We start from the raw sequence: 20431 nt of genomic DNA, 5'->3' as shown, positions 1-20431 counted from the left end.
TTCTCCCCCCTATGAAACCCGATAACAGCCACGCCACCATGACTCCGCGCGAGATCGTGCAGGAGCTAGACCGTCACATCGTCGGCCAGCACGCGGCCAAGCGCGCGGTCGCGATCGCGCTGCGCAACCGCTGGCGGCGCATGCAGCTCGCGCCGGATCTGCGCAACGAGGTGATGCCCAAGAACATCCTGATGATCGGCCCCACCGGCGTCGGCAAGACCGAGATCGCGCGCCGCCTGGCGACGCTGGCCAACGCGCCCTTCGTCAAGGTCGAGGCCACGCGCTTCACCGAGGTCGGCTACGTCGGCAAGGACGTCGAGCAGATCGTGCGCGATCTGGCCGACACCGCGGTCAAGCTGTACCGCGAGCAGGCCAAGCACCGCGTGCGCACCCAGGCCGAGGACCGCGCCGAGGACCGCATCCTCGACGCGCTGCTGCCCAAGCGCATTCCGGGCGGCTTCGGTTTCGGCGCCGACACGCCGGCGCAGGACCATCAGGCGCCCGACAACGACACCCGCGCCAAGTTGCGCAAACAGCTGCGCGCCGGCGAGCTGGACGAGCGCGAGATCGAGATCGAAACCGCGGTCAACCTGGGCGTGGACATCATGGCGCCGCCCGGCATGGAGGAGATGGGCCAGCAGCTGCGGCAGATGTTCTCGCAGGTGTCGGGCGGCAAGACCCACAAGCGCCAGCTCACCATCAAGGCCGCGCGTCCGCAGCTGATCGAGGAGGAGGCCGGCAAGCTGGTCAACGAGGACGAGGTGCGCGAGGCCGCGATCGAAGCCTGCGAGCAGCACGGCATCGTCTTCATCGACGAAATCGACAAGGTCGCCAAGCGTTCGGAGAACGTCGGCGGCGGCGACGTCAGCCGCGAAGGCGTGCAGCGCGACCTGCTGCCGCTGGTCGAGGGCTCGACCGTGAGCACCAAGTACGGCGCGGTCAAGACCGACCACATCCTGTTCATCGCGTCGGGCGCGTTCCACCTGGCCAAGCCCAGCGACCTGATTCCCGAGTTGCAGGGCCGTTTCCCGATCCGGGTCGAACTGGGCGCGCTGAGCAAGGACGATTTCGTGCGCATCCTGACCGAGCCCAAGGCCGCGCTGACCACCCAATACGTCGAGCTGCTGCGCACCGAGGGCGTGAACCTGAGCTTCAGCGCCGGTGCGGTGGATCGTCTGGCCGAGATCGCCGCCCAGGTCAACGAGCGCCAGGAGAACATCGGCGCGCGCCGCCTGCACACCGTGTTGGAGCGCCTGCTCGATACGCTGAGCTACGAGGCGCCCGACCGCGACGGCCAGGCCGTGGTGATCGACCGCGCCTACGTCGATGCCCATCTGGGCGAGCTGGTGCAGGATCCCGATCTGAGTCGCTACATCCTGTAACGCGCTGCGCGATGGCTGCGTCGCGTTGTCCATTCAACGGATCAGGCACGAAAGTGTCTGATCCGTGGTGGGTCCTCGGGGAGTGATTCAGGTGCCCCACAAAATGTCTCGTAAAACAGATAGATAAGCACGGTCGCGGCCAGGGTGCCTGTGCAGATTTTCTCTGCCTGGCGTCGCTGATTTTGCCGGCCGCGATAATGTTGCTGAGAAATAGCGCTGCCATCAGAATCCAGACGACAGCTTGGGCTGTCCACGCTCGATCTCGTAAATTGCAGCGTCACGAATTCCACGCTACCTATTGCGATCGCCGCTCACTCCTCTAACGACAGTTCGAGCAGGATGTCCGCATAGTTCGTTGTGCCGTCGGAACGAGGCGCCTTCAGTTGATCCAGTACATAGGCCATCTTCACTCTCTTTCCGACCTGAAACAGCGCCAGGTCGTTGGGGTCATTCGCATACCGGCTCGAGATGCGAACTTCGCCATCGTCGGACACGCATTCGAAATCGGGTTCGGAGATGGCATCGCCCGGCATTCCGGGGATGAACAGGCGACGTATCGTCCCTGAAAAGAACATCACCTCAAGATCGCCGTCGATGATCGCGCGCCACCACTCTTTGCTCGCGAACAACCCCTGCGTCCCCGCCAGTCCGAGATAGGGTTTGGAGTCGTCGAGAGTCGTCGCGTGGATACGGTCTGCTCGCGCCGGGTTGTCTTTCAGGTCTTGCAAGAGTGTGTAAACGATCTTCATCGCAATCTCGGAACCTGTCGCATTCTCCAGGCCATCTCTGACCCGCTCCATTCTGAGAATATTATAGTGGACGGATTCGGCGCACGGCCGTCCTCGTCGCCGAGTTACGCGGTAATCTCACCCTGCGATGCAACTAGGGTTCGATTAACTGCGACGCGTGAAATATTGGTGCGAATAGATGATTCGCGCTGGTAACTCGCTCGTGTTGCCGAGGGTGTAGGCTCGGGCCTCGACCGGCGCCGCGGTAGCCTGAGCGGACGTGTCAGGTTTTCCGCGGCCCGGCAGACTATGCAGGCAGGGGAGCCAGGAAGACCGGTATGGACAACACCGCGAAAGCGGTTTCGACGCAGAGTGGCGACGGCGCCGCGCAAGTGCAGGGGCGCGCGGGCGGGGCTGCGACAGCGAATTTCGACGCGGTGCTGCGCGAACACGGACCGATGCTCGGCCGCATCGCCGGCAGCTATCAGGCCGAGCCGGGACGGCGCGAAGACCTGCTGCAGGAAATCAGCCTGGCGCTGTGGCGCGCCTTGCCGAGCTGGCGCGGCGACGCGTCGCTGCGCACCTTCGTGGCGCGGGTCGCGCACAACCGCGCGATCGACTACCTCGCCCGCCACCGCCGGGTGGAGGACGAACTGGACGAAGACCACCCCGATCCAGGCGACGACCCGCTGCGCCACGCCGAGGCCCAGCAGCGTCGCCGCAACCTGCTGGCCGCGGTGCGGCGCCTGCCGCTGGGCCAGCGCCAGGTGGTGGTGCTGGCCCTGGAAGGATTTTCCCTGCGCGAGATCGGCAGTTCGCTGGGGCTGGAAGAAAACACCGTCGCGCAACGCTTGAGCCGCGCACGCCGCGAGCTGCGCGATGGCCTGGGCGCGGACGGTCGGGGAGAGTCGGCATGAGCGACACGAATTTCGATTGGGCCGCACTGGGCGACGAGTGGCGCGCGCAGCCCGACGCCGGCATCGACGTCGAGCGCCTGCGCGCGGACGTGCGCAAGCGCGGGCGCAGCCTGCGGCGCGCCCTGCTGGGCGAGGTCTTGCTGACCCTGGCCATCCTGGCGGCGCTGGTCTGGCTGATAGTCCAGACCGAGACCGGCGATCCGATGAGGACGATCCTGGTGGCGATGATCCCGATCTCGATCGGTTTCCAGCTGTGGTCGCTGTGGCTGCGCCGCCGGCAACTGCGCGACGACGGTCTGGACGTGGCGGCGATGCTGGAGCTGGAGATCGGCCGGGTCAACGCCAGCCTGCGCTATTGGCGTCACGGCACCTGGTCGGCGCTGCTGTTGATGCTGGCGGTCTTCGCGTTCGCCCTGGTGGACGCCCAACCGAAGCAAATCGGCGGCCTGGTCGGCGGTGCGGTCGGCGGCGGGTTGGGCGCGCTGTTCTCCGCGGCGATGGGTTGGTTCAAGCACCGCAGTGGCCGCCGTCGCCTGGCTTACCTGCGCGAGCTGCAGGCGCAGCTGCGCGACGGTTAGCGCGCGGTTCGGCGCATCGTGGAGCTGCGGCCGCGCGCGTTGGGTTAGCCTGTCGCGCATGTCCGCAGCCGACCCGCCTACGCCCGCCGTCCGCACCGTCCTGGTGATCGGCGCCGACGGCTTTCTGGCCGGGTACATCCTCGCCGCGCTGCGGCGTTCGGGTTGGCGCGTACTGCGCGGCGTGCGCCGGCGCGGCGCGTTGGCGCAGGACGAGCGCCACTGCGAGCTCACCCGGCTGCGCGACGAGGCGGATTGGCGGCCTTTGCTGGCCGGCGTGGACGCGGTGGTCAACGCCTCGGGCATCCTGCGCGAAAGCGGGCGCCAGAGCTTCGCCTGCATCCATGTCGATGCGCCGCTTGCGCTGGCGCGCGCCTGCGTGAGCGCGGGCGTGACGCGTTTCGTGCAGTTGTCCGCGCTGGGCCGCCCCGAGGACGGCGAATTCATCGCCTCCAAGCATCGCTTCGACGCGGCGCTGCTGGCCTTGCCGCTGGACGCGGTGGTGCTGCGCCCGTCGGTGGTCTATGCGACGTCCGGCTCCTACGGCGGTACTTCGCTGCTGCGTGCGCTGGCGGCGTTCCCGGGCATGCAGCTGCTGCCGGGCGACGGCCGTTGGCCGATCCAGCCGGTCGCGGCCGAGGACCTGGGCGAATTGGCGGCGCGCGCCCTGAGCGGCGGGGAGCGCGGCCTCTATGAGGTCGGTGGCCCCGAGCCCATGGCCTTGCGCGACTACCAGAGCGCCTGGCGACGTTGGTTGCGGATAGACGGGCAACGCGCCTGGCGCGTGCCCGAGGCGCTGGTGTCCGCGCAGGTGCGGGTCGGCGAGTGGCTGGGGCGCGGTCCGGTCGGCGAGACCATGTGGCGCATGCTCCGGCGCGGCAACGTGACCGCGCCGCAAGCGACTTCGCGATTGCGCGAGAGCTTCGGCTACACGCCGCGCGCGCTGTCCGAGGTGTTGGCCGCGCATCCCAGCCAGGTCCAGGACCGTTGGCAGGCGCAGCTGTATTTTCTCGCGCCGAGCTTGCGCGTGGCTATCGTCGCCTTGTGGCTGTTGTCGGCCTGGGCCGGTTGGGCGACGCCGGCCGCGACGATCGACGCGCTGACCGCGGACTCGGCGTTGGCGCATTGGGCGCCGCTGCCGTTGGCGCGCGCGACGGCGACGCTGGATCTGCTGCTGGCGGTCTGGCTCGCCAGCGGCCGGCGCCCGCGCTGGGTGCTGGGGTTGATGGGGCTCAGCGTAGCGGCCTATACCGTCGTGTTCGGCATCGCGCTGCCGGGGTTGTGGCTGGACCCCTTGGGCGGCTTGGCCAAGAATCTGCTGGTGTTGCCGGCGCTGGCCGTGGCCTGGGTCTTGGCGGAGCGTAGATGAGCATGGCCTATCTGTGGGTGAAGTGGCTGCACATCCTGTCCTCAACCCTGCTGTTCGGCACCGGTCTGGGCATCGCGTTCTTCTTCTGGCTCGCGCATCGGCGTGGCGATGCGCGCGTGATCGCCGAAACCGCGCGCACGGTGGTGATCGCCGATGCCTGTTTCACGGCGCCGGCGGTGCTGGTGCAGTTCTTCAGCGGCCTGTGGTTGGTGCGTCAGCTGGGCCTGCCGTTCGACCTGTTCTGGGTCAAGACCGCGTTGCTGCTGTTCTTCGTGATCGGCGCGTGCTGGTTGCCGGTGCTGTGGCTGCAGTTGCGCGCGCGCGATCTGGCGATGGAGGCCGCTCGCACGAACGCGCCGTTGCCGCCGGCCTATCACCGGGCGATGCGCTGGTGGTTCTGGTTGGGCTGGCCCGCGTTCCTGAGCGTGATCGCGATTTTCTGGCTGATGGTGCTCAAGCCGGTCTAGCCGTTGCAGCGCGCGGGCCGGAGCCCGCGCGCTGCGGATGGATCAGCGCTGCTGCGGCAAGCGCGACCAGCCCTGCGGCGCGGTCAGTGCCGGTTTCAGCGGCAGGCCGGTGTCGAAGCGCAGGTCGCGCACCTCGATGGCGTAGGCGACCGCGCCGTTGCGGTCGCGACCGACCAGCCTGAGCAGGGCACCGGTCTTGTCGTCCACCCACATGCGGAAGCTGTCCGCGCCCAGCTTGTGGCCCAGGTAGTCGCCGTGCTTGCCGGCCACCACGGTGGCGGCGCGGCCGAGCAGGCGCTGGCGGCCGGCGATGCGCACGTCCTCGGTGGACAGCCAGAAGGCGTAGTTCTGCGGCGAGATCACGTTGTCGGCGCCGACCGCGCCGGCGCTGTCGCTGCGGTGCACGAACACCGGCTCGCAGCGCGCGTTGCGATACACGCGCGGACCGCTGGGCGCGGGCAGCTCCGCGAGCGAAGTCGTCCGATACGCCTTGGCTTGCGGGTACAGACTCAGGCTGGTGCCGTCGCGGGTGGCGTGTTCTTCGACATGGTCGTGGCCGCGGGCGATGCGCACGAAGCTGCTGCGCTGCGTGCGCGACACTTCGAAGTCGATGGCTTCGTCCTGGCCGTTGTTGCTGAAGCGCAGGTCCACCGAGCCGGCGACGTCGCGGTAGGCGTCGCCGGCGTCGAGCATGCGCTGCTGCAACGCGGCGATGCGCGGATCGGCCGGCGTGACGGAAGGGCAGCGACCGCCGACGTCGCGATCGGCCTCGGCGATGCGCGGGGCGGTATCGGCCGCGGCCAGGCTGCCGGAGTAGTACAGCTGCACGATGTCGGCGCCGTTGCGGCCGTTGCCGCTGGGGGTGACGGTGAACAGGTAGCCATAGCCGTAACCCGCGTAGTTCCAGCCGCCCGGCGCGGTGTTCTGGTTGATGACGGCGGTCTGGCGGTAGGCGTTGCTGGTGTCGATCACACCGTAGCGCGCGTAGGCGTCGGTGAAGGCGCCGTTGTTGAGCCAGGCGTAGAAGCTGTAGCTGCGCTCGACGCCGGGGAAGAACCAGCCGTACCAGCCGCTGCTGGTGGAGTTCAGACGATCGTCGCCGTTCCAGTCGCCGCTTTGGCCGCTGCGGTAGACGTAGTTGAGGCCGCCCATGTTGTCGCAGGGGTATTGCCCCGCGGCGCGGTCGTTGTCGCACTGCACGCTGCCGGCCCAGGCCGGCGCGGCGAACATACCCGTGACGGCCAGGGCGCAGGACAGCAGCGCCCGCTTACGCATTGCGTTCATTCGATCTCCTTGTGTACCGCTGCATGGATGGACGCACCAATCCATTGATCACCCCTGCATCGGCAGGGTAACACCGCCGGATGACGGTGCGTGTCAGCGCGCACCAATCAGCGTGCACCGAGCAGATCGCGTCGCGTTCAGTCTTCGCCGATGTCTTCGTTCCAGATCTCGGGGTGCTGTGCGATGTAGCCGCCGAGCATCTCGATGCATTCGCCGTCGTTGAGATCGATCACGTTGACGCCGCTCTCGCGCAGCCATTGAATGCCGCCCTGGAACGTCACCGATTCGCCGACCACCACGGTGCCGATGTTGAACTGGCGCACCAGGCCGCTGCAGTACCAGCACGGCGCCAGCGTGGTGACCATGATGGTGTCGCGGTAGCGGCGTTGGCGGCCGGCCTTGCGGAAGGCGTCGGTTTCGCCGTGCACGGACGGGTCGCCTTCCTGCACGCGGCGGTTGTGGCCGCAGCCGAGCAGGCGGCCGTCGTTGTGGTACAGCGCCGCGCCGATCGGGATGCCGCCTTCGGCCAATCCCTGGCGGGCTTCGGCGACGGCGGTGGCGAGCAGGGCGCGGTAATCGGGGGTGGCGAGCATGGGCAACTCCGGAAGACAGAGGCGCAGTCTGGCCTGTGCGCCCGACGCGGTCGAGAGGCGGGCATAATCGTGGCCCCGCCGCCACGCCGACGATCCGCGCCGCATGATCTTCTGGAGCATCGTATTCGCGATCGGTGCGGGCCAGGCCCTGTTGCTGGCGCTGGCGTTGTGGCGAAGGCCGGTGAACGTGCAGGCCAACCGCGTGCTGGCCGCGTGGGTGGCGACGATCGGCGTCGACCTGGCGGTCAAGGCGGTGTGGTTCCACGGCCCGACGCCGGAATGGATCAAGACCTTTCGCCTGGTCGGGCTGTTCCCGTTTTTCTACGGCAGCCTGTTCTATCTCTACGTGCGCACGCTGACGCAGGCGCGCGCGCCGCGTTGGCGCGATCTGCTGCACCTGAGCGGTTTCGCGATCGGGCTGGTGGCCAACATCGGCCTGTTCCTGCAGGACGCGGCGCAGGACCGCGCCTTTCTGGATTACCTGCGCCGCGGCGGCGAGTGGCCGGGACGGCCGTGGCTGGATCTGCTGCTGTTCGGCTACAGCCTGAGCTATGTGCTGGCCGGCCTGCTGCAGGTGCGCGCGTATCGCCGCCGGCTGCGGCAGCGGCGCTCGGACGCCGACCGCATGTCGCTGCACTGGATCGACGCGATGGCGGTGTCGCAGATCGTGATCTGGTGCATCGCGGTGATGCAGTGGCTGACGCGCATCCCGGGGATCGACTATCCGTTGATCTACGGCGCGGTGGTGGCCTGGGTGTTCGTGATCGGTTATCTGAGCCTGCATCAGGTCGCGGTGGCGGCCGAACCCGCGGCCGCCGGCGACGAGGCCGCGCCGACGGAGGCGCCGGCCGCGGACGATCCGCGCTTCCCGGCGGTGGAGGCGCGCCTGGCGCAACTGATGGCGCGCGAGCAGCTGTACCGCGAACCGGCGCTGACCATCGGCCAACTGGCCAAGCGCAGCGGCTACCCCGAGTACCTGGTGTCGGCGGTGATCAACCGCCGCTTCGAGGGTTCGTTTTGGGATTACATCAATCGCCAGCGCGTCGAAGCCGCGCGCGCCTGCCTGGCCGATGGCGGCGACGCGCGCACCATCCTCGACATCGCCTACGCCTGCGGCTACACCTCCAAATCGACCTTCAACGCCGCCTTCAAGCGCCAGCTAGGCCAGACGCCCAGCGCCTATCGCCAGCAGCACGCGGCGGCTTCAGCGGGGCAGGGCGGCTAGCCGGCGCCCGGCCGCGAAACGCGCGCGTATCTGCGGCCAGCGCAGCAACAGTTCGCACACCGCCAGATTGAAGGTCCAGCAGGCCCAGGCGGCGGTGATGTAGACGGTCAGGAATGGCCAATGCATGGCGGCCGCACCCACGCCCAGCATCAGGCGCAGGGTCACCGCCGAGGCGGTCAAGGCGACGCTGCGGCACATCCAGCGCCGATGGCGCTCGTAGTCGCCGATCACCGCGTAACGGATGCCGTGGGCGGTGACGCCCATCCACGCCAGCGCCAGCAGCACGAAGCCGCTGCCGCTGGCCCAGCCGCCTTGCGCGTGGGTGGCCAGCGACAGCGCCGAGAGGCCGCCGATCAGGATGCCGCCCGCGTACAGCCCGCCGCCCAGGCGGTGCAGGCGCGGCCAGCGCCGGCGCGCGCCGGTCAGCAGTTGCAGTGGCGCCAGCAGCAGGGCCAGGCCGGCGCCGAACAGATGGCCGGGTACGTCCCAGCCGGAGACGACGAAGCGGGCATCGAAGGGATTGCCCATCGAGGCGTCGCGGTAATGGAAGAAGGTGAAGGCATACGCCGCCACCGCCACGCAGGACAGGCCGAACGTCAGCGCCGCTCCCCACCGCAACCACACCTTTGCACGCGACATGCCGTACCTCCGTTGGATTCAGGAGGTGCCAGCGTGGCCGCGACGGCGTGCGAGGTCGTCCGAGACGGCGGATTCGTACGTCCGAAGCGCCACGAACAGGGCGGGAACGCCATCGCCCCCGACGATTGCGCCGGGTCGCGCATCCGATCGCCCCTGCGCGGCCTCTAGTCAGGGTCGAAAGCCGATAGCGCCGTTTGGAGATCCGCATGCACTACCCCGAGGAACGTCCCGCCCTGTCCCGCGTCTGGGAGCTGTCGGCCCGCCTGCTTGGCCTGCTCAGCCTGTGGTTCGGGCTGATGCGGCTGTTTCCGTTCGAGATCGCCGCGCTGGAACGGACCTTCGCGCGCTATGCCTGGCTGCCGCCGGCCGAGACCGCCCCGGCGCTGAGCCTGGCGCTGGCGGTGCTGGAGTCGGGCATCGGCTTGGCATTGCTGTTGGCGCCGCGCGGCGCGTGGCGCAAGGGCGCGGCGCTGGCGGCGATGCTGTTCTGGGGCGCGGGGCTGGCGCTGCTGTTCGGCGCCGCGGCCTGGATCCACGACCCGCCCTACGGCGGTTTCCCGGTGATCGGCAGCGGTCAGACCCTGCTCAAGCACCTGGGCATCGCCGGCCTGGCGCTGGGGCTGTACGCGCGCGAACGCGGCTGCCCGCACGGCCGGCGGCGCGCGCTGTACCTGCTGTGGGCGGGCCAGCTGCTGGTGCTGGTGTGGATCGGACTGATGAAGTTCACCCTGGTCGAGGCGCAGGGCGTGGCCGGGCTGATGCGGCCCAGTCCATTGTTCGCCTGGCTGTACGGGCCCTTCGGCGAACAGGGCGCGTCGAACGTGATCGGCGTTATCGAGCTGGCGACCGCGGCGTCGATCGCGCTGTGGCCGTGGCGGCCGGCGCTGGCGCGCTGGGGCCTGTGGCTGGCGATCGGCACCTATGTGCTCACCAACACCTTCCTGTTCACCACGCCCGGCTGGGAGCCCGGCTACGGTTTCCCGTACGTCGGCGGTACCGGCCAGTTCCTGCTCAAGGATCTGCTGTTGTTGGCCGGCGCCGCGGTGCTGCTGCTCAGCGAACCGCCGTCGCGCGCGCCCGCGGCTGCGGTCAGGCGCCCGCGCGCCTGATGAGATCCACGTGCGGGATGCCGTCCTCGACGTAGGGCTCGGACGAAGGTACGAAGCCGTGCTTGCCGTAGTAGCCCTGCAGATGGGCCTGCGCGCCGATCTGGATGTCGGCGCCCGGCCAGTGCGCCTGGATCGCGGCCAGCGCGGCCTCGACCATGGCGTCGCCCAGGCCGCGGCCGCGGAAGGCCGGCGCGGTCAGCACGCGTCCAAAGCTGACCTGCGGATAGCTGAGCCCGGCCGGCAGGATGCGCAGGTAGGCGGCCAGCTCGCCGTTGTCGGCATAGCCGAGCACGTGCAGGGCCTCGGGATGGCGGTCCTTGCCGTCGGGGTCCAGGTAGACGCAGTTCTGCTCGATCACGAACACCTGCGCGCGCAGGCGCAGCAGTTCGTAGAGCTGGTCGCGTTCGAGTTCGGCGTAGGGCTTGATCAGCCAGCGCAGGGCAGGGGAGGCGGACATGGCCGGATCATGCCATGCCGGTACGCGGGCGCCGCGGACGGCCGTGCGATAATGCCGCCATGAGCGAACAGACCCAAAAGCCCGGCACCACCCATTTCGGTTTCCGCGACGTGCCCACGGGCGACAAGCAGAAGCTGGTCGGCGAGGTGTTCTCCTCGGTCGCCGGCAAGTACGACCTGATGAACGACCTGATGAGCCTGGGCGTGCACCGGGTCTGGAAGCGCTATTTCGTCGCCACCGCGCAGGTTAAGCGCGGCGACCGCGTGCTCGACCTGGCCGGCGGCACCGGCGACATCGCCCTGCTGCTGCGCGACCGCGTCGGCGTCAACGGCAGCATCGTGCTGGGCGACATCAACGGCGACATGCTGCGCGTGGGCCGCGACCGCATGACCGACCAGGGCAAGGTCGGCGGCTTCGAGTACGTGCAGATGAATGCCGAGAAGCTGCCGTTCCCGGACGCCAGCTTCGACCTGGTCACCATCGCCTTCGGCCTGCGCAACGTCACCGACAAGGACGCCGCGCTGCGCGAGATGCATCGCGTGCTGAAGGTGGGCGGCCAGGCGCGGGTGCTGGAGTTCTCGGAAGTGAAGGCCGACTGGTTCAAGCCGATCTACGACTTCCACTCCTTCAACATCCTGCCCAAGCTGGGCAAGCTGTTCGCCAACGACAGCGACAGCTATCAGTACCTGGCCGAAAGCATTCGCAAGCACCCGCCGCAGGACGAGCTGAAGCGGATGATGGGCGAGGCGGGGTTCGCGCGCTGCGATTACAAGAACCTGTCGGCCGGCATCGTCGCGATTCATACCGGTTATAAAGTCTAAGCGGGGCCTCTATGGCGCTGTGCCGCCGATGCGAACAGCGCGAGGCCGAGGGCGGCGAGGTGCAGTGGTGGTTATGGCTGCCCTTACTGCTGCTGGGCGCGGTTTCCGGCTCGGGCTATTGCCGCGACTGCGCCGGCGGTTTGAATTTCCTCGGCCTGTTGGCCACCGCCGCCTGGCTGACGATCGGTTTCGTGCTGTGGGTGATCTTCTAGCCGCGTGCATGGCACCGCGGGATTGATTCGACATGCATATACGCGAGTACCGCCACCAGGATTGGCCACGACTGTGCGAAATCCATGACGCCGCGCGCCGCGACGAGTTGCGCGCGAGCGGTTTGATGGAGGCGTTTCTGAGCCTGGAGCAGGCCGCGGCCACCGAGGGCCTGTTCGACGCCCAAGTAGTGGTGGCAGAGGTCGACGGCCGCGTGCTGGGCTTCGCCGCTTACTCGCCACAGGAGCTGACCTGGCTGTACTGCGATCCGTCGGCCTATCGACAAGGCACGGGCCGCGCTTTGCTGCGCCATGTCATCGACGCAAGCGAAGACGAGTTGTACACCGAAGTGCTGGCGGGCAACGCCGCCGCGCTGGCGCTGTATCTGTCGGAAGGCTTCAGCGTGGTGCGCAAGGTCGAAGGCCAACTGGCCGGCAACGAGGCTTACGCCGCCACCGCCTATTACCTGCGGCGCGTCCACGCGGCCTGAGCGGCGCGACCGGGCCGCCTCGATCCGCACCGACTGCGGTTTCGCACCCGCCCTGCCCGGGTCGGCGCATACCGCCCACGTGTGAGCGCACATCGCTGGCGGCGATGCGATTGGCTGCCATAGGCTCGATCGCATCGAAGCGCATGTTTGCCACGTCGAGTCGCCATGAAGTTCCTGCCCGCATCGCTATCGCTGTTTCTGCTGCTGGGCGCTGCCGTCCCGGCGTACGCAGAGGACGGCTGCCCGGACGGCATGCGGCCGAATCCGACGCCCACCGGCACTCCGGGCGCGAACCAATGCGTTCCAGGGTCGTCGGGCGGCGGCTGGCCGCCGGTGGACAGCACGCCGCGCGGGCCCAAGGTCTACAACGGCTACGGCGCGCTCGCGTTCGCGCAGACCTCGGTGGCGGTGGGCGCCAGCGACAAGCAGGATCTGTTCGGCAGCAAGCGTCAGGCCGAACGCTCGGCTTTGAACAGTTGCAAGGCCAACGGCGGCACCGACTGCAAGATCGTGCTGAGCTTCGTCAACGAATGCGCGGTGGCCGTGCTGGGCGCCGATGCCGGCGGCAGCAGGATCGCGATTTACGCCGGCACCGGCAAGGACGTGGCCGACGCGAAGCGCCAGGCCGAAGCGCAGTGCAAATCGAAGGGCTCGCCGATGTGCAAGCCGGCCTATGCCAACTGCGTGGAGCAATGGAACGACTGGTGAGGGCCGCGCGGCGGGACGGCATCAGCGCCGCGCATGCGCGCGCGCGGCCTCAGTGCACCAGCTTCAACCCGATCACGCCGCCCACGATCAGCGCCAGGCACAGCAGCCGCGCCGCGCTCGCGGGCTCGCCGAAAGCGACGATGCCCGCGATCGCGACGCCGACCGTGCCGATGCCGACCCAGACCGCGTAGGCGGTGCCCACCGGCAACCACTTCAGCGCCAACGCCAGCAAGGCGAAGCTGGCGATCGCGGCGCCCAGGCCGATCGCGCTGGGCCACAGGCGCGCGAAACCCTCGCTCTGCTTCAGTGCGATCGCCCAGACGATTTCCAGCAGGCCCGCGCCGACCAGCAGCGCCCAGGCCAGCATCGCCGCGCGCGTCATCGCCGGCTCAGGCCGAGAAGCCGCCGTCGACCGAGATCGCGGCGCCGGTGATGAAGCGTCCGCCCGGGCCGGCCAGGAACGCCACCGCGTCGGCGACCTCGTCGGCTTCGCCGTAGCGTCCCAGCGGCAGGCCCGCGCGCTGGCCGTCGGCGCCTTCGCCGTCGGCGGGGTTCATCTCGGTGTCGATCGGGCCCGGCTGGACCACGTTGGCGGTGATGCCGCGCGCGCCCAGGTCCTGCGCCAGGCCCTTGCTCAGGCCGACCGTGGCGAACTTGGTCAGCGAGTACAGGGTCATGCCCGGCGCGCCCACGCGCTCGCCCAGGCAGCTGCCGATGGTGATGATGCGGCCGCCTTCGCCCATGTGCCTGGACGCGGCCTGGGCGGCGACGAACGGCGCCTGCACGTTGATCGCGATCGCGCGTTCGAAACTTTCGCGCGATTCGTCCTCGAACGGCCCGTACATGAAGATGCCGGCGTTGTTGACCAGGATGTCGAGGCGGCCGAACTCGGCCACGGTGCGCTCGACCGCGGCGATCACCGCCTCCGGGTCGGCGCTGTCGGCCTGGATCGCCAGCGCGCGCCGTCCGCCGGCCTGGATCGCCGCGACCACCGCCTGCGCGCGGTCCGGCGAGGCGGCGTAGGTCAGCACCACATCGGCGCCGTCGCGCGCCAGGCGTTGCGCGGTGGCCGCGCCGATACCGCGGCTGCCGCCGGTGACCAGGGCCACTTTGCCTGCAAGGGAAGTCATCGTGTCGTTCCGAAAGGGGAGAGGCCGCCGATGCTAGGCGCCCGTCCGCACGGGCGCAGCCGGGCGCGCGGGACGGATCGTTGCAGCGTCGCGGGCCGGAAATCAGCGTTGCGGCGCCGGGGCTGACCACGGGCGGGCGAACCGCCATGCTGTGCGGTGCCCCCGGCGCGGATCAGGCGCTAAACTCGAAGGCTCGATCCCTAGTCGTGGGCCTTCCATGCGTTATTCGATCCTTACCGTTTGCCTCGCCGCCGCGCTCGCCCTGGGTTGCTCGCGCGAGACCGCGCCGTCCGCCGACGGCGCCGCCACTCCCGCCGCCAAGACGGAGACCGCCGTGACCCAGACCGCCGCGGTCGACGAGCATTCCTACGCCCAGCCCGGCAAGGTCCGGATCGACGATCTGGCCCTGCAGCTGGCGGTCGACTTCGAGCAGAAGCAGCTCAGCGGCTCGGCCACCTACACCCTCAACTGGGTCGACAAGACCGCCACCCAGCTGGTGCTGGACACGCGCGATCTGACCATCGAGAAGATCGTCGGCGAGCGCAGCGACGGCAAGTGGAACGATCTCAAGTTCGCGCTGGCGCCGGCCGACAAGCTGCTGGGCAGCAAGCTCACCATCGAAACGCCGGAGCGCAACGCGCGCATCCGCGTGACCTACAAGACCTCGCCCAGCGCGTCGGGCCTGCAGTGGCTGACCCCGGCGATGACCGAGGGCAAGAAGACGCCCTTCATGTTCAGCCAGTCGCAGCAGATCCACGCGCGTTCGTGGGTGCCGTTGCAGGATACGCCCAGCGTGCGCTTCACCTACACCGCGCACGTGACCTCGCCCAAGGACGCGATGGTGCTGATGAGCGCCGACAACGATCCCAAGGCGGCGCGCGACGGCGACTACGAATTCAAGATGCCGCAGAAGATCCCGTCCTACCTGCTCGCGATCGCGGCCGGCGACCTGGTGTTCCAGCCGATCTCGCAGCGCAGCGGCGTGTGGGCGGAGCCGGCGATGGCGCCCAAGGCGGTGGCCGAGTTCTCCGACACCGAGAAGATGATGGAGACCGCCGAGAAGCTGTACGGCCCCTACCGCTGGGACCGTTACGACATCCTGGTGCTGCCGCCGTCGTTCCCGTACGGCGGCATGGAGAATCCGCGCCTGACCTTCGCCACTCCGACCGCGATCGTCGGCGACAAGTCGCTGGTGTCGCTGATCGCGCATGAGCTCGCGCACAGCTGGTCCGGCAACCTGGTGACCTTCTCCACGTCGAACGACGCCTGGCTCAACGAAGGCTTCACCAGCTACGTCGAGAACCGCATCGTCGAAGTGCTGTACGGCAAGGAGCGCGCCGACATGGAGAGCCTGATCGGCCGCAACGAGCTCAAGTCCGAGTTCACCGAGGACAACAAGGCGCTGCAGCGCCTGGCGGTGAAGCCGGGCGACCTGACCGATCCGGACGACAACCTCACCGGCACCGTCTATACGAAGGGCGCGTGGTTCCTGCAGTTCCTGGAGCAGCGTTTCGGCCGCGAGAATTTCGACGCCTTCCTGCGCGGTTACTTCGACCACTTCGCGTTCCAGAGCATCTCGACCCAGCAGTTCGTCGACTACGCCAAGGCCAACCTGCTCGACAAGTACCCGGGCAAGGTCACCCAGGCCGAGTTCGACGCCTGGCTGTACGAGCCGGGCGTGCCGGCCAACGCGCCGCAGACGCCGTCGGCGCGCTTCGACGCCATCGACGCCGCGCGCAAGGCCTGGATCGACGCGGGCACTCTGCCGGACAAGGCCGCGACCGCGAAGTGGTCGACCCAGGAATGGGTGCACTTCATCGAAGGCATGCCGGACACGCTCAGCGTCGATCAGCTCAAGGCGCTGGACGCCGCCTACAAGATCACCGGCACGCCCAACGGCGAGATCGCGCAGCGCTGGTATCCGCTGACCGTGCGCAGCGGCTACACGCAGGCCAACGAGGCGATCGCCGCGTTCCTGCAGCGCATCGGCCGCCGCAAGCTGATCATGCCGACCTACAGCGAGCTGGTGAAAACGCCGGCCGGCCTGAAGCTGGCCGAGGACACCTTCGCCAAGGCCAAGCCGGGCTATCACCCGATCACGACCGATTCGGTCGCGGCGGTGATCGCCAAGGCCAAGGCCGCGCCGCAGGCCGCCCAGTAAGACGCCATGCGCTGGCGTCGTGCCCTCTACGCGGCCGCCCTCGTGGCGGCCGCGTCGTTTGCGGTGGTCGCGGTGCTGCTGTGGCGCAATCCCTACGGTCTGGTGCTGGCCGACTTCCATCGTCAGCGCATCGCCGCGGGCCTCTCGCGCGACAGCCTGGTGCTCGATGAGCATCGTTGGGTCTACGCGTACAGCAACGAAGCGCCGGCCGGCGCGCCCACATTGGTGCTGGTGCACGGCTTTACCGGCAGCAAGGAAAACTGGTACCCGCTCGCGCAGCGGCTGCGCGGCCGCTATCGGCTGCTGATCCCGGATCTGCCGGGCTGGGGCGAAAGCCAGCGCCGCGACGGCGGCGATTACGGCTTCGTGGCCCAGAGCGCGCGACTGGCGCGTTTCATCGAACGCGTGGCGCGGCCGCAGGGCGGCGAGGTGGTGCTGATCGGGCACTCCATGGGCGGCGGCATCGCCGCGCTGACCGCGGCGCGCTATCCGCGCGAGGTCGACCGGCTGGGCCTGCTCGACGCGGCCGGCGTGCGTTTTCGCGACAACCGTTTCGGCATCGAGGTGCTGGCCGGCCGCAATCCGTTCGCGGTGCACGACGGCGCCAGCTTGCAGCGCTACCTGGACACGGTGTTCTTCGACGCCGCCGCCAAGCCCACGATTCCCTGGCCCGCCGATGCGATCTACATCGCGCGCCGCAAGCGCGATGCCGCGTTCGAGCAAGCGGTGCTGAACCGCATCGGCCGCGGTCCCGAGCGTTTCCTGCCCGGCGAGGAAGCGCAGCGCATCCGCCAGCCCGCGCTGCTGCTATGGTGCCGGCAGGATGCGGTGATCGACGCCAGCGCGATGGCGTTGTACGCCGCGCGCATGCCGCAGGCGCGGCGGGTGCTGCTGGACGGCTGCGGTCATATGTCGCTGATGGAGCGTCCGGATGCGGTCGCGCAAGCCGTAGCGGCGCTGGCGGGGCCACCGTAAGGCCGTTCCGATTTTAACGACGAACCACGAACCACGAACCACGAACCCTATCGAGACTTGCCGCATGAATTCCAGGACGCCGATGTTGTTGCTCGCCGCCGCGCTCGCGCTGGGCGCCTGCAAACCCGCCGAGGATCCGCAGGTCGCGATCGCCGCCAAGGCCGCCGCGGACGAGAAGGCCGCCGAGGCGATGGCCCAGTCCTTCGAGGCGGCGGTGGCCTTGAACAAATGGGACGTCGCGCGCGCGCACGGCGACGTGCTGACCGCGCAGTACCCCAACAGCAAGGCCGCGGCGCGCATCAAGGCGCAGTACGAGGTCGCCAAGGTCGAAGCGGTGAAGGCGCTGGAGGCGCGCCGTCTGGCCGCGCTGTGGTCGTACCAGACCGAGCCGGTGATCTCCGGCGGCGAGCAGCGCTCGGCCGCGCTCTACGCCAAGGACCATATCGACACCGACGGCGGCGGTGCGCACGAGGTGCGGCTGATCTTCCGCGACCATCCCGCCTGGGGGCGCAGCAGTTACCTGGTGCTGCAGGCCGGCGACTTCGATTGCTACGGCGGCTGCAAGGTCAAGCTCAAGGTCGACGACGCGGCGCCCAAGCCGGTGGCCGCGAGCCGGCCCAAGACCGACGAGGCCACGGCGATGTTCATCGAGGACGAGCGCATGTTGTGGCGTACCGTGCGCGGCGCCAAGACCATCGCGATCGAGTTCCCGGTCAAGGCCGGCGGCACGCGCACGGCGGTGTTCGAGGTCGGCGGCCTGGACGCCAGCCGGCTGCCGGGCTGGAAGTGAGCGCGCGCGGCTGGCGCATCGCCGCCGTCTGCGTCGGTGCGGCCGCGGCCGCGGTGCTGGCCGCGTCGCTGGGCTGGCTGTGGTTCCTGCATTGGCAGCCCGATCGCGCGCGCTATCCCGTGCGCGGCATCGACGTCTCTCACCACCAGGGCGCGATCGACTGGCGCGCGGTGGCGTCCGACGATGTCGCCTTCGCCTACCTCAAGGCCAGCGAAGGCGGCGACCACCGCGACCGCCGCTACGCGCAGAACCGGCGCGATGCGCGCGCGGCCGGGCTGGCGGTCGGCGCCTACCACTTCTTCACCTGGTGCAAGCCGGGCGCCGAGCAGGCGCGCAACTTCATCGACGCCGTGCCGCGCGATGCCGACGCGCTGCCGCCGGCGCTGGATCTGGAGTTCGGCGGCAACTGCGGCCGCAGCCTCAGCGGCGCGGAATTGCGTCGCGAACTCGATGCCTATCTGACGACGGTGGAGGCCGCCTACGGCAAGCCCGTGTTGCTGTACGTCACGCCGGAGTTTCTCGCCGCGCATCGCGGCGATCTGCCGCCGCATGCGCTGTGGCGCCGCTCGATCGTGCGCCTGCCCGACGCGGGCACGCCGTGGGCGTTCTGGCAGTACCACAATCGCGGCCGCGTGCGCGGCATCGCGGGACCGGTGGACTTGAACGTGTTCGAAGGCGACGCCGCGGCATTCGCGCGATGGCGCGAGGCGGCGCCATGAGCGGCGACGAGATCCAGGTCGCGCTGTTGGCCGACCATCCGACGGCGACCGCCGACTTGCGGCGCCTGTTCGAAAGCGAATGGCCCGATTACTACGGTGCCGAAGGCCCCGGCGACGCGGCCGCCGATCTGGCCGCGTTCCGCAGCCGCGATGCGCTGCCGATCGGCGTGGTGGCGCTGCATCAGGGCGCGGCGATCGGCGTGGCGGCGTTGAAGGCGGCCTCGATCGACGAGTGCGCGCAGTACACGCCCTGGGCCGCGGCGGCGCTGGTCGCGCCGGCCTGGCGCCGGCGCGGGGTGGGCGCGCGACTGATCGTCGCCTTGGAGGAACTGGCGCGCCGGCGCGGCGATGCCGCGCTGTACACCGGCACCGCGACCGCCGTCAGCCTGATGCATAGCCTGCGCTGGGAGTATCTGCAAACCGCGCGACAAGGCGGCGAAGAGGTTGCGGTGTTCCGCAAGCGCCTGCGCGACTGATCGCTGCGCGCGCCGTCGCGACGAGGCGACGCCCCGGCCGTGCAAAAGAAAATCCCGGCGCGAGGCCGGGATTTTCGTATCGAACGCCGCGCCTCGCGCTTACAACGCGTAGCCGAACTGCTGGCGGAACTGCTCGGCGAACTCTTCGTAGTCGAAGCGCTGGTTCTGCGTGCCCGGGTGCTCGACCTTGAGCGCGCCCATCAGGTTGCCCATGCGGCCGATGGTCAGCCAGTCGTAGCCCTTCTCGATGCCGAAGATCAGGCCGGCGCGGAACGCGTCGCCGCAGCCGGTCGGGTCGGTCACGCGGCGCTCGTGCGCCGGCGGGATGTCGTAGGTCTTTTCCGGCGTGTGGATCTGCGAGCCGTGCGGGCCGCGCGTGGTGATGTAGGCCTTCACGCGCTTGACGATGTCGTTCTCGCTCCAGCCGGTGCGCTCCTGCAGCAGATTGGACTCGTAATCGTTGACGGTGACGTAGTCGGCCTGCTCGATGAAGTGGCGCAGCTCTTCGCCGTTGAACAGCGGCATCGCCTGGCCCGGATCGAAGATGAAGGGGATGTTGGCTTCGGCGAATTCGGTCGCGTTCTGCAGCATGCCTTCGCGGCCGTCGGGGCTGACGATGCCGAAGGTGACGCCGGCGACGTCGCGCACGTGGTTCTCGTACGAACGCATCATCGCGCCCGGATGGAAGGCGGTGATCTGGTTGTTGTCGTGATCGGTGGTGATGAAGGCCTGCGGGGTGAACAGCTCGTCGATCACCTTGACCTGATCCAGACGGATCGCCTGCTCCTCGAACCACTCGCGGTACGGGCCGAAGTCCTGGCCGACGGTGGCCATCGGAATCGGATCGCCGCCGAGCAGCTTGAGGTTGTAAGCGATGTTGCCGGCGCAGCCGCCGAACTCGCGGCGCATGCGCGGCACCAGGAACGACACATTCAAGATGTGGACCTTGTCCGGCAGGATGTGGTTCTTGAACTGGTCGGGAAACACCATGATGGTGTCGTAAGCCAGAGAACCGCAGATCAGTGCAGACATCGCTGAAACCCCAAGGTTGAGAGCCGCTCGATGCGGCGCCGTACAGGCGCGCGGCGGCCAAAAAAACGGCGGCCCTATGCCGCCCGGCGGCTAGCGTAGCCGCTGTACGTCCGTCCGGCCAGTTTGTGACGCAAATCCGGATTCGGCGGCCGTCGTCGCGGCACCCCCTATTCA

Annotated in this window: 24 protein-coding genes; 16 read left to right on the top strand and 8 right to left on the bottom strand. The window is 68.8% G+C overall.

What is annotated here, in order from left to right; genetic code table 11:
• Positions 1-11 precede the first annotated feature (11 nt).
• Positions 12-1382, top strand: a complete 1371-nt coding sequence (gene hslU / locus LVB77_RS20300) for an ATP-dependent protease ATPase subunit HslU (protein ID WP_232908007.1) — start codon at positions 12-14, stop codon at positions 1380-1382.
• 311 nt (positions 1383-1693) lie between these two features.
• Here the strand turns inward: hslU and LVB77_RS20295 are convergent, their stop codons facing one another.
• On the bottom strand, positions 1694-2131 hold the full coding sequence (locus LVB77_RS20295; protein WP_232908006.1) for a hypothetical protein: 438 nt from the start codon (positions 2129-2131) through the stop codon (positions 1694-1696).
• Between the two features lie 317 nt (positions 2132-2448).
• On the opposite strand from LVB77_RS20295, the gene LVB77_RS20290 reads away from it, so the two are divergent.
• Genes LVB77_RS20290 through LVB77_RS20275 form a run of 4 tightly spaced genes read left to right on the top strand, consistent with a single transcriptional unit; the run spans position 2449 to position 5438 of the window.
• Positions 2449-3027: a sigma-70 family RNA polymerase sigma factor gene (locus LVB77_RS20290; protein WP_232908005.1), complete on the top strand. Its 579-nt coding sequence runs from the start codon at positions 2449-2451 to the stop codon at positions 3025-3027.
• A complete protein-coding gene (locus LVB77_RS20285; RefSeq protein WP_232908004.1) occupies positions 3024-3605 on the top strand; it encodes a hypothetical protein in 582 nt (193 codons plus the stop codon). Before LVB77_RS20290 ends, LVB77_RS20285 begins: the two co-directional genes overlap by 4 nt.
• Positions 3606-3663: 58 nt before the next feature.
• Positions 3664-4971: an SDR family oxidoreductase gene (locus tag LVB77_RS20280; RefSeq protein ID WP_232908003.1), complete on the top strand. Its 1308-nt coding sequence runs from the start codon at positions 3664-3666 to the stop codon at positions 4969-4971.
• A complete protein-coding gene (locus LVB77_RS20275) occupies positions 4968-5438 on the top strand; it encodes a DUF2269 domain-containing protein (protein WP_232908002.1) in 471 nt (156 codons plus the stop codon). Before LVB77_RS20280 ends, LVB77_RS20275 begins: the two co-directional genes overlap by 4 nt.
• Before the next feature lie 42 nt (positions 5439-5480).
• On the opposite strand, the gene LVB77_RS20270 is transcribed toward LVB77_RS20275, so the two are convergent.
• Together LVB77_RS20270 and LVB77_RS20265 are read right to left on the bottom strand one after the other, a co-directional pair.
• Entirely contained in the window at positions 5481-6722 is a 1242-nt protein-coding gene (locus LVB77_RS20270) for a hypothetical protein (RefSeq protein WP_232908001.1), read from the bottom strand.
• A 137-nt stretch (positions 6723-6859) separates the two neighbouring features.
• A complete protein-coding gene (locus LVB77_RS20265; RefSeq protein WP_232908000.1) occupies positions 6860-7315 on the bottom strand; it encodes a nucleoside deaminase in 456 nt (151 codons plus the stop codon).
• Between the two features lie 103 nt (positions 7316-7418).
• Between LVB77_RS20265 and LVB77_RS20260 the strand changes: the two genes are divergently transcribed.
• Complete coding sequence (locus LVB77_RS20260) at positions 7419-8540, top strand: AraC family transcriptional regulator (protein ID WP_232907999.1); 1122 nt, start codon at positions 7419-7421, stop codon at positions 8538-8540.
• Here LVB77_RS20260 and LVB77_RS20255 read toward each other — a convergent pair.
• Positions 8520-9179: a DUF2306 domain-containing protein gene (locus LVB77_RS20255; RefSeq protein WP_232907998.1), complete on the bottom strand. Its 660-nt coding sequence runs from the start codon at positions 9177-9179 to the stop codon at positions 8520-8522. The two genes, LVB77_RS20260 and LVB77_RS20255, sit on opposite strands and share 21 nt — an antisense overlap.
• Before the next feature lie 206 nt (positions 9180-9385).
• On the opposite strand from LVB77_RS20255, the gene LVB77_RS20250 reads away from it, so the two are divergent.
• On the top strand, positions 9386-10288 hold the full coding sequence (locus LVB77_RS20250) for a DUF417 family protein (protein ID WP_232907997.1): 903 nt from the start codon (positions 9386-9388) through the stop codon (positions 10286-10288).
• On the opposite strand, the gene LVB77_RS20245 is transcribed toward LVB77_RS20250, so the two are convergent.
• On the bottom strand, positions 10269-10745 hold the full coding sequence (locus LVB77_RS20245) for a GNAT family N-acetyltransferase (protein ID WP_232907996.1): 477 nt from the start codon (positions 10743-10745) through the stop codon (positions 10269-10271). The genes LVB77_RS20250 and LVB77_RS20245 overlap by 20 nt on opposite strands.
• A 59-nt stretch (positions 10746-10804) precedes the next feature.
• On the opposite strand from LVB77_RS20245, the gene ubiE reads away from it, so the two are divergent.
• The 4 genes from ubiE (at position 10805) to LVB77_RS20225 (ending at position 12974) form a co-directional block, all read left to right on the top strand.
• Complete coding sequence (gene ubiE, locus LVB77_RS20240; RefSeq protein ID WP_232907995.1) at positions 10805-11566, top strand: bifunctional demethylmenaquinone methyltransferase/2-methoxy-6-polyprenyl-1,4-benzoquinol methylase UbiE; 762 nt, start codon at positions 10805-10807, stop codon at positions 11564-11566.
• A gap of 11 nt (positions 11567-11577) precedes the next feature.
• Positions 11578-11778 carry a hypothetical protein gene (locus tag LVB77_RS20235; protein ID WP_232907994.1) on the top strand — a complete coding sequence of 67 codons (201 nt, stop codon included), beginning with the start codon at positions 11578-11580 and terminating at the stop codon, positions 11776-11778.
• Positions 11779-11810: 32 nt separating this feature from the next.
• The gene (locus LVB77_RS20230) at positions 11811-12266 is read left to right on the top strand and encodes a GNAT family N-acetyltransferase (protein ID WP_232907993.1); all 456 of its coding nucleotides are present in this window, start codon (positions 11811-11813) and stop codon (positions 12264-12266) included.
• 165 nt (positions 12267-12431) lie between these two features.
• The gene (locus LVB77_RS20225; protein ID WP_232907992.1) at positions 12432-12974 is read left to right on the top strand and encodes a DUF4189 domain-containing protein; all 543 of its coding nucleotides are present in this window, start codon (positions 12432-12434) and stop codon (positions 12972-12974) included.
• Between the two features lie 49 nt (positions 12975-13023).
• Here the strand turns inward: LVB77_RS20225 and LVB77_RS20220 are convergent, their stop codons facing one another.
• Both LVB77_RS20220 and LVB77_RS20215 read right to left on the bottom strand, forming a co-directional pair.
• The gene (locus LVB77_RS20220) at positions 13024-13338 is read right to left on the bottom strand and encodes a multidrug efflux SMR transporter (protein ID WP_232910377.1); all 315 of its coding nucleotides are present in this window, start codon (positions 13336-13338) and stop codon (positions 13024-13026) included.
• A gap of 25 nt (positions 13339-13363) precedes the next feature.
• Complete coding sequence (locus LVB77_RS20215) at positions 13364-14104, bottom strand: 3-oxoacyl-ACP reductase family protein (protein WP_232907991.1); 741 nt, start codon at positions 14102-14104, stop codon at positions 13364-13366.
• A 217-nt stretch (positions 14105-14321) separates the two neighbouring features.
• Here LVB77_RS20215 and LVB77_RS20210 point away from each other — a divergent pair, with 217 nt between their 5' ends.
• From LVB77_RS20210 to LVB77_RS20190, 5 genes are all read left to right on the top strand, one after another.
• Positions 14322-16265, top strand: coding sequence for a M1 family metallopeptidase (locus tag LVB77_RS20210; RefSeq protein WP_232907990.1), 1944 nt, complete (start codon positions 14322-14324; stop codon positions 16263-16265).
• Positions 16266-16271: 6 nt separating this feature from the next.
• Positions 16272-17240: an alpha/beta hydrolase gene (locus tag LVB77_RS20205; protein WP_232907989.1), complete on the top strand. Its 969-nt coding sequence runs from the start codon at positions 16272-16274 to the stop codon at positions 17238-17240.
• A 64-nt stretch (positions 17241-17304) separates the two neighbouring features.
• Entirely contained in the window at positions 17305-18030 is a 726-nt protein-coding gene (locus LVB77_RS20200) for a hypothetical protein (protein WP_232907988.1), read from the top strand.
• Positions 18027-18749, top strand: coding sequence for a glycoside hydrolase family 25 protein (locus tag LVB77_RS20195; protein WP_232907987.1), 723 nt, complete (start codon positions 18027-18029; stop codon positions 18747-18749). Before LVB77_RS20200 ends, LVB77_RS20195 begins: the two co-directional genes overlap by 4 nt.
• A complete protein-coding gene (locus LVB77_RS20190; protein WP_232907986.1) occupies positions 18746-19225 on the top strand; it encodes a GNAT family N-acetyltransferase in 480 nt (159 codons plus the stop codon). Before LVB77_RS20195 ends, LVB77_RS20190 begins: the two co-directional genes overlap by 4 nt.
• Before the next feature lie 99 nt (positions 19226-19324).
• Here the strand turns inward: LVB77_RS20190 and LVB77_RS20185 are convergent, their stop codons facing one another.
• Positions 19325-20257 (bottom strand): carbohydrate kinase family protein, encoded by a 933-nt coding sequence (locus LVB77_RS20185; protein WP_232907985.1) that lies wholly within the window; start codon positions 20255-20257, stop codon positions 19325-19327.
• Between the last annotated feature and the right edge of the window lie 174 nt (positions 20258-20431).

Source organism: Lysobacter sp. 5GHs7-4, from assembly GCF_021284765.1.
Classification (GTDB): Bacteria; Pseudomonadota; Gammaproteobacteria; order Xanthomonadales; family Xanthomonadaceae; genus Lysobacter.
This window is presented reverse-complemented; position numbering and strand designations above follow the sequence as displayed.

Coding starts and splice junctions, on each gene's coding strand:
- LVB77_RS20190 (WP_232907986.1), top strand. CDS start 18,746: ATGAGCGGCGACGAGATCCAGGTCGCGCTGTTGGCCGACCATCCGACG.
- LVB77_RS20290 (WP_232908005.1), top strand. CDS start 2,449: ATGGACAACACCGCGAAAGCGGTTTCGACGCAGAGTGGCGACGGCGCC.
- LVB77_RS20230 (WP_232907993.1), top strand. CDS start 11,811: ATGCATATACGCGAGTACCGCCACCAGGATTGGCCACGACTGTGCGAA.
- LVB77_RS20235 (WP_232907994.1), top strand. CDS start 11,578: ATGGCGCTGTGCCGCCGATGCGAACAGCGCGAGGCCGAGGGCGGCGAG.
- LVB77_RS20185 (WP_232907985.1), bottom strand. CDS start 20,257: ATGTCTGCACTGATCTGCGGTTCTCTGGCTTACGACACCATCATGGTG.
- LVB77_RS20200 (WP_232907988.1), top strand. CDS start 17,305: ATGAATTCCAGGACGCCGATGTTGTTGCTCGCCGCCGCGCTCGCGCTG.
- LVB77_RS20225 (WP_232907992.1), top strand. CDS start 12,432: ATGAAGTTCCTGCCCGCATCGCTATCGCTGTTTCTGCTGCTGGGCGCT.
- LVB77_RS20210 (WP_232907990.1), top strand. CDS start 14,322: ATGCGTTATTCGATCCTTACCGTTTGCCTCGCCGCCGCGCTCGCCCTG.
- LVB77_RS20295 (WP_232908006.1), bottom strand. CDS start 2,131: ATGAAGATCGTTTACACACTCTTGCAAGACCTGAAAGACAACCCGGCG.
- hslU (WP_232908007.1), top strand. CDS start 12: ATGAAACCCGATAACAGCCACGCCACCATGACTCCGCGCGAGATCGTG.
- LVB77_RS20275 (WP_232908002.1), top strand. CDS start 4,968: ATGAGCATGGCCTATCTGTGGGTGAAGTGGCTGCACATCCTGTCCTCA.
- LVB77_RS20255 (WP_232907998.1), bottom strand. CDS start 9,179: ATGTCGCGTGCAAAGGTGTGGTTGCGGTGGGGAGCGGCGCTGACGTTC.
- LVB77_RS20280 (WP_232908003.1), top strand. CDS start 3,664: ATGTCCGCAGCCGACCCGCCTACGCCCGCCGTCCGCACCGTCCTGGTG.
- ubiE (WP_232907995.1), top strand. CDS start 10,805: ATGAGCGAACAGACCCAAAAGCCCGGCACCACCCATTTCGGTTTCCGC.
- LVB77_RS20250 (WP_232907997.1), top strand. CDS start 9,386: ATGCACTACCCCGAGGAACGTCCCGCCCTGTCCCGCGTCTGGGAGCTG.
- LVB77_RS20285 (WP_232908004.1), top strand. CDS start 3,024: ATGAGCGACACGAATTTCGATTGGGCCGCACTGGGCGACGAGTGGCGC.
- LVB77_RS20260 (WP_232907999.1), top strand. CDS start 7,419: ATGATCTTCTGGAGCATCGTATTCGCGATCGGTGCGGGCCAGGCCCTG.
- LVB77_RS20205 (WP_232907989.1), top strand. CDS start 16,272: ATGCGCTGGCGTCGTGCCCTCTACGCGGCCGCCCTCGTGGCGGCCGCG.
- LVB77_RS20270 (WP_232908001.1), bottom strand. CDS start 6,722: ATGAACGCAATGCGTAAGCGGGCGCTGCTGTCCTGCGCCCTGGCCGTC.
- LVB77_RS20245 (WP_232907996.1), bottom strand. CDS start 10,745: ATGTCCGCCTCCCCTGCCCTGCGCTGGCTGATCAAGCCCTACGCCGAA.
- LVB77_RS20265 (WP_232908000.1), bottom strand. CDS start 7,315: ATGCTCGCCACCCCCGATTACCGCGCCCTGCTCGCCACCGCCGTCGCC.
- LVB77_RS20215 (WP_232907991.1), bottom strand. CDS start 14,104: ATGACTTCCCTTGCAGGCAAAGTGGCCCTGGTCACCGGCGGCAGCCGC.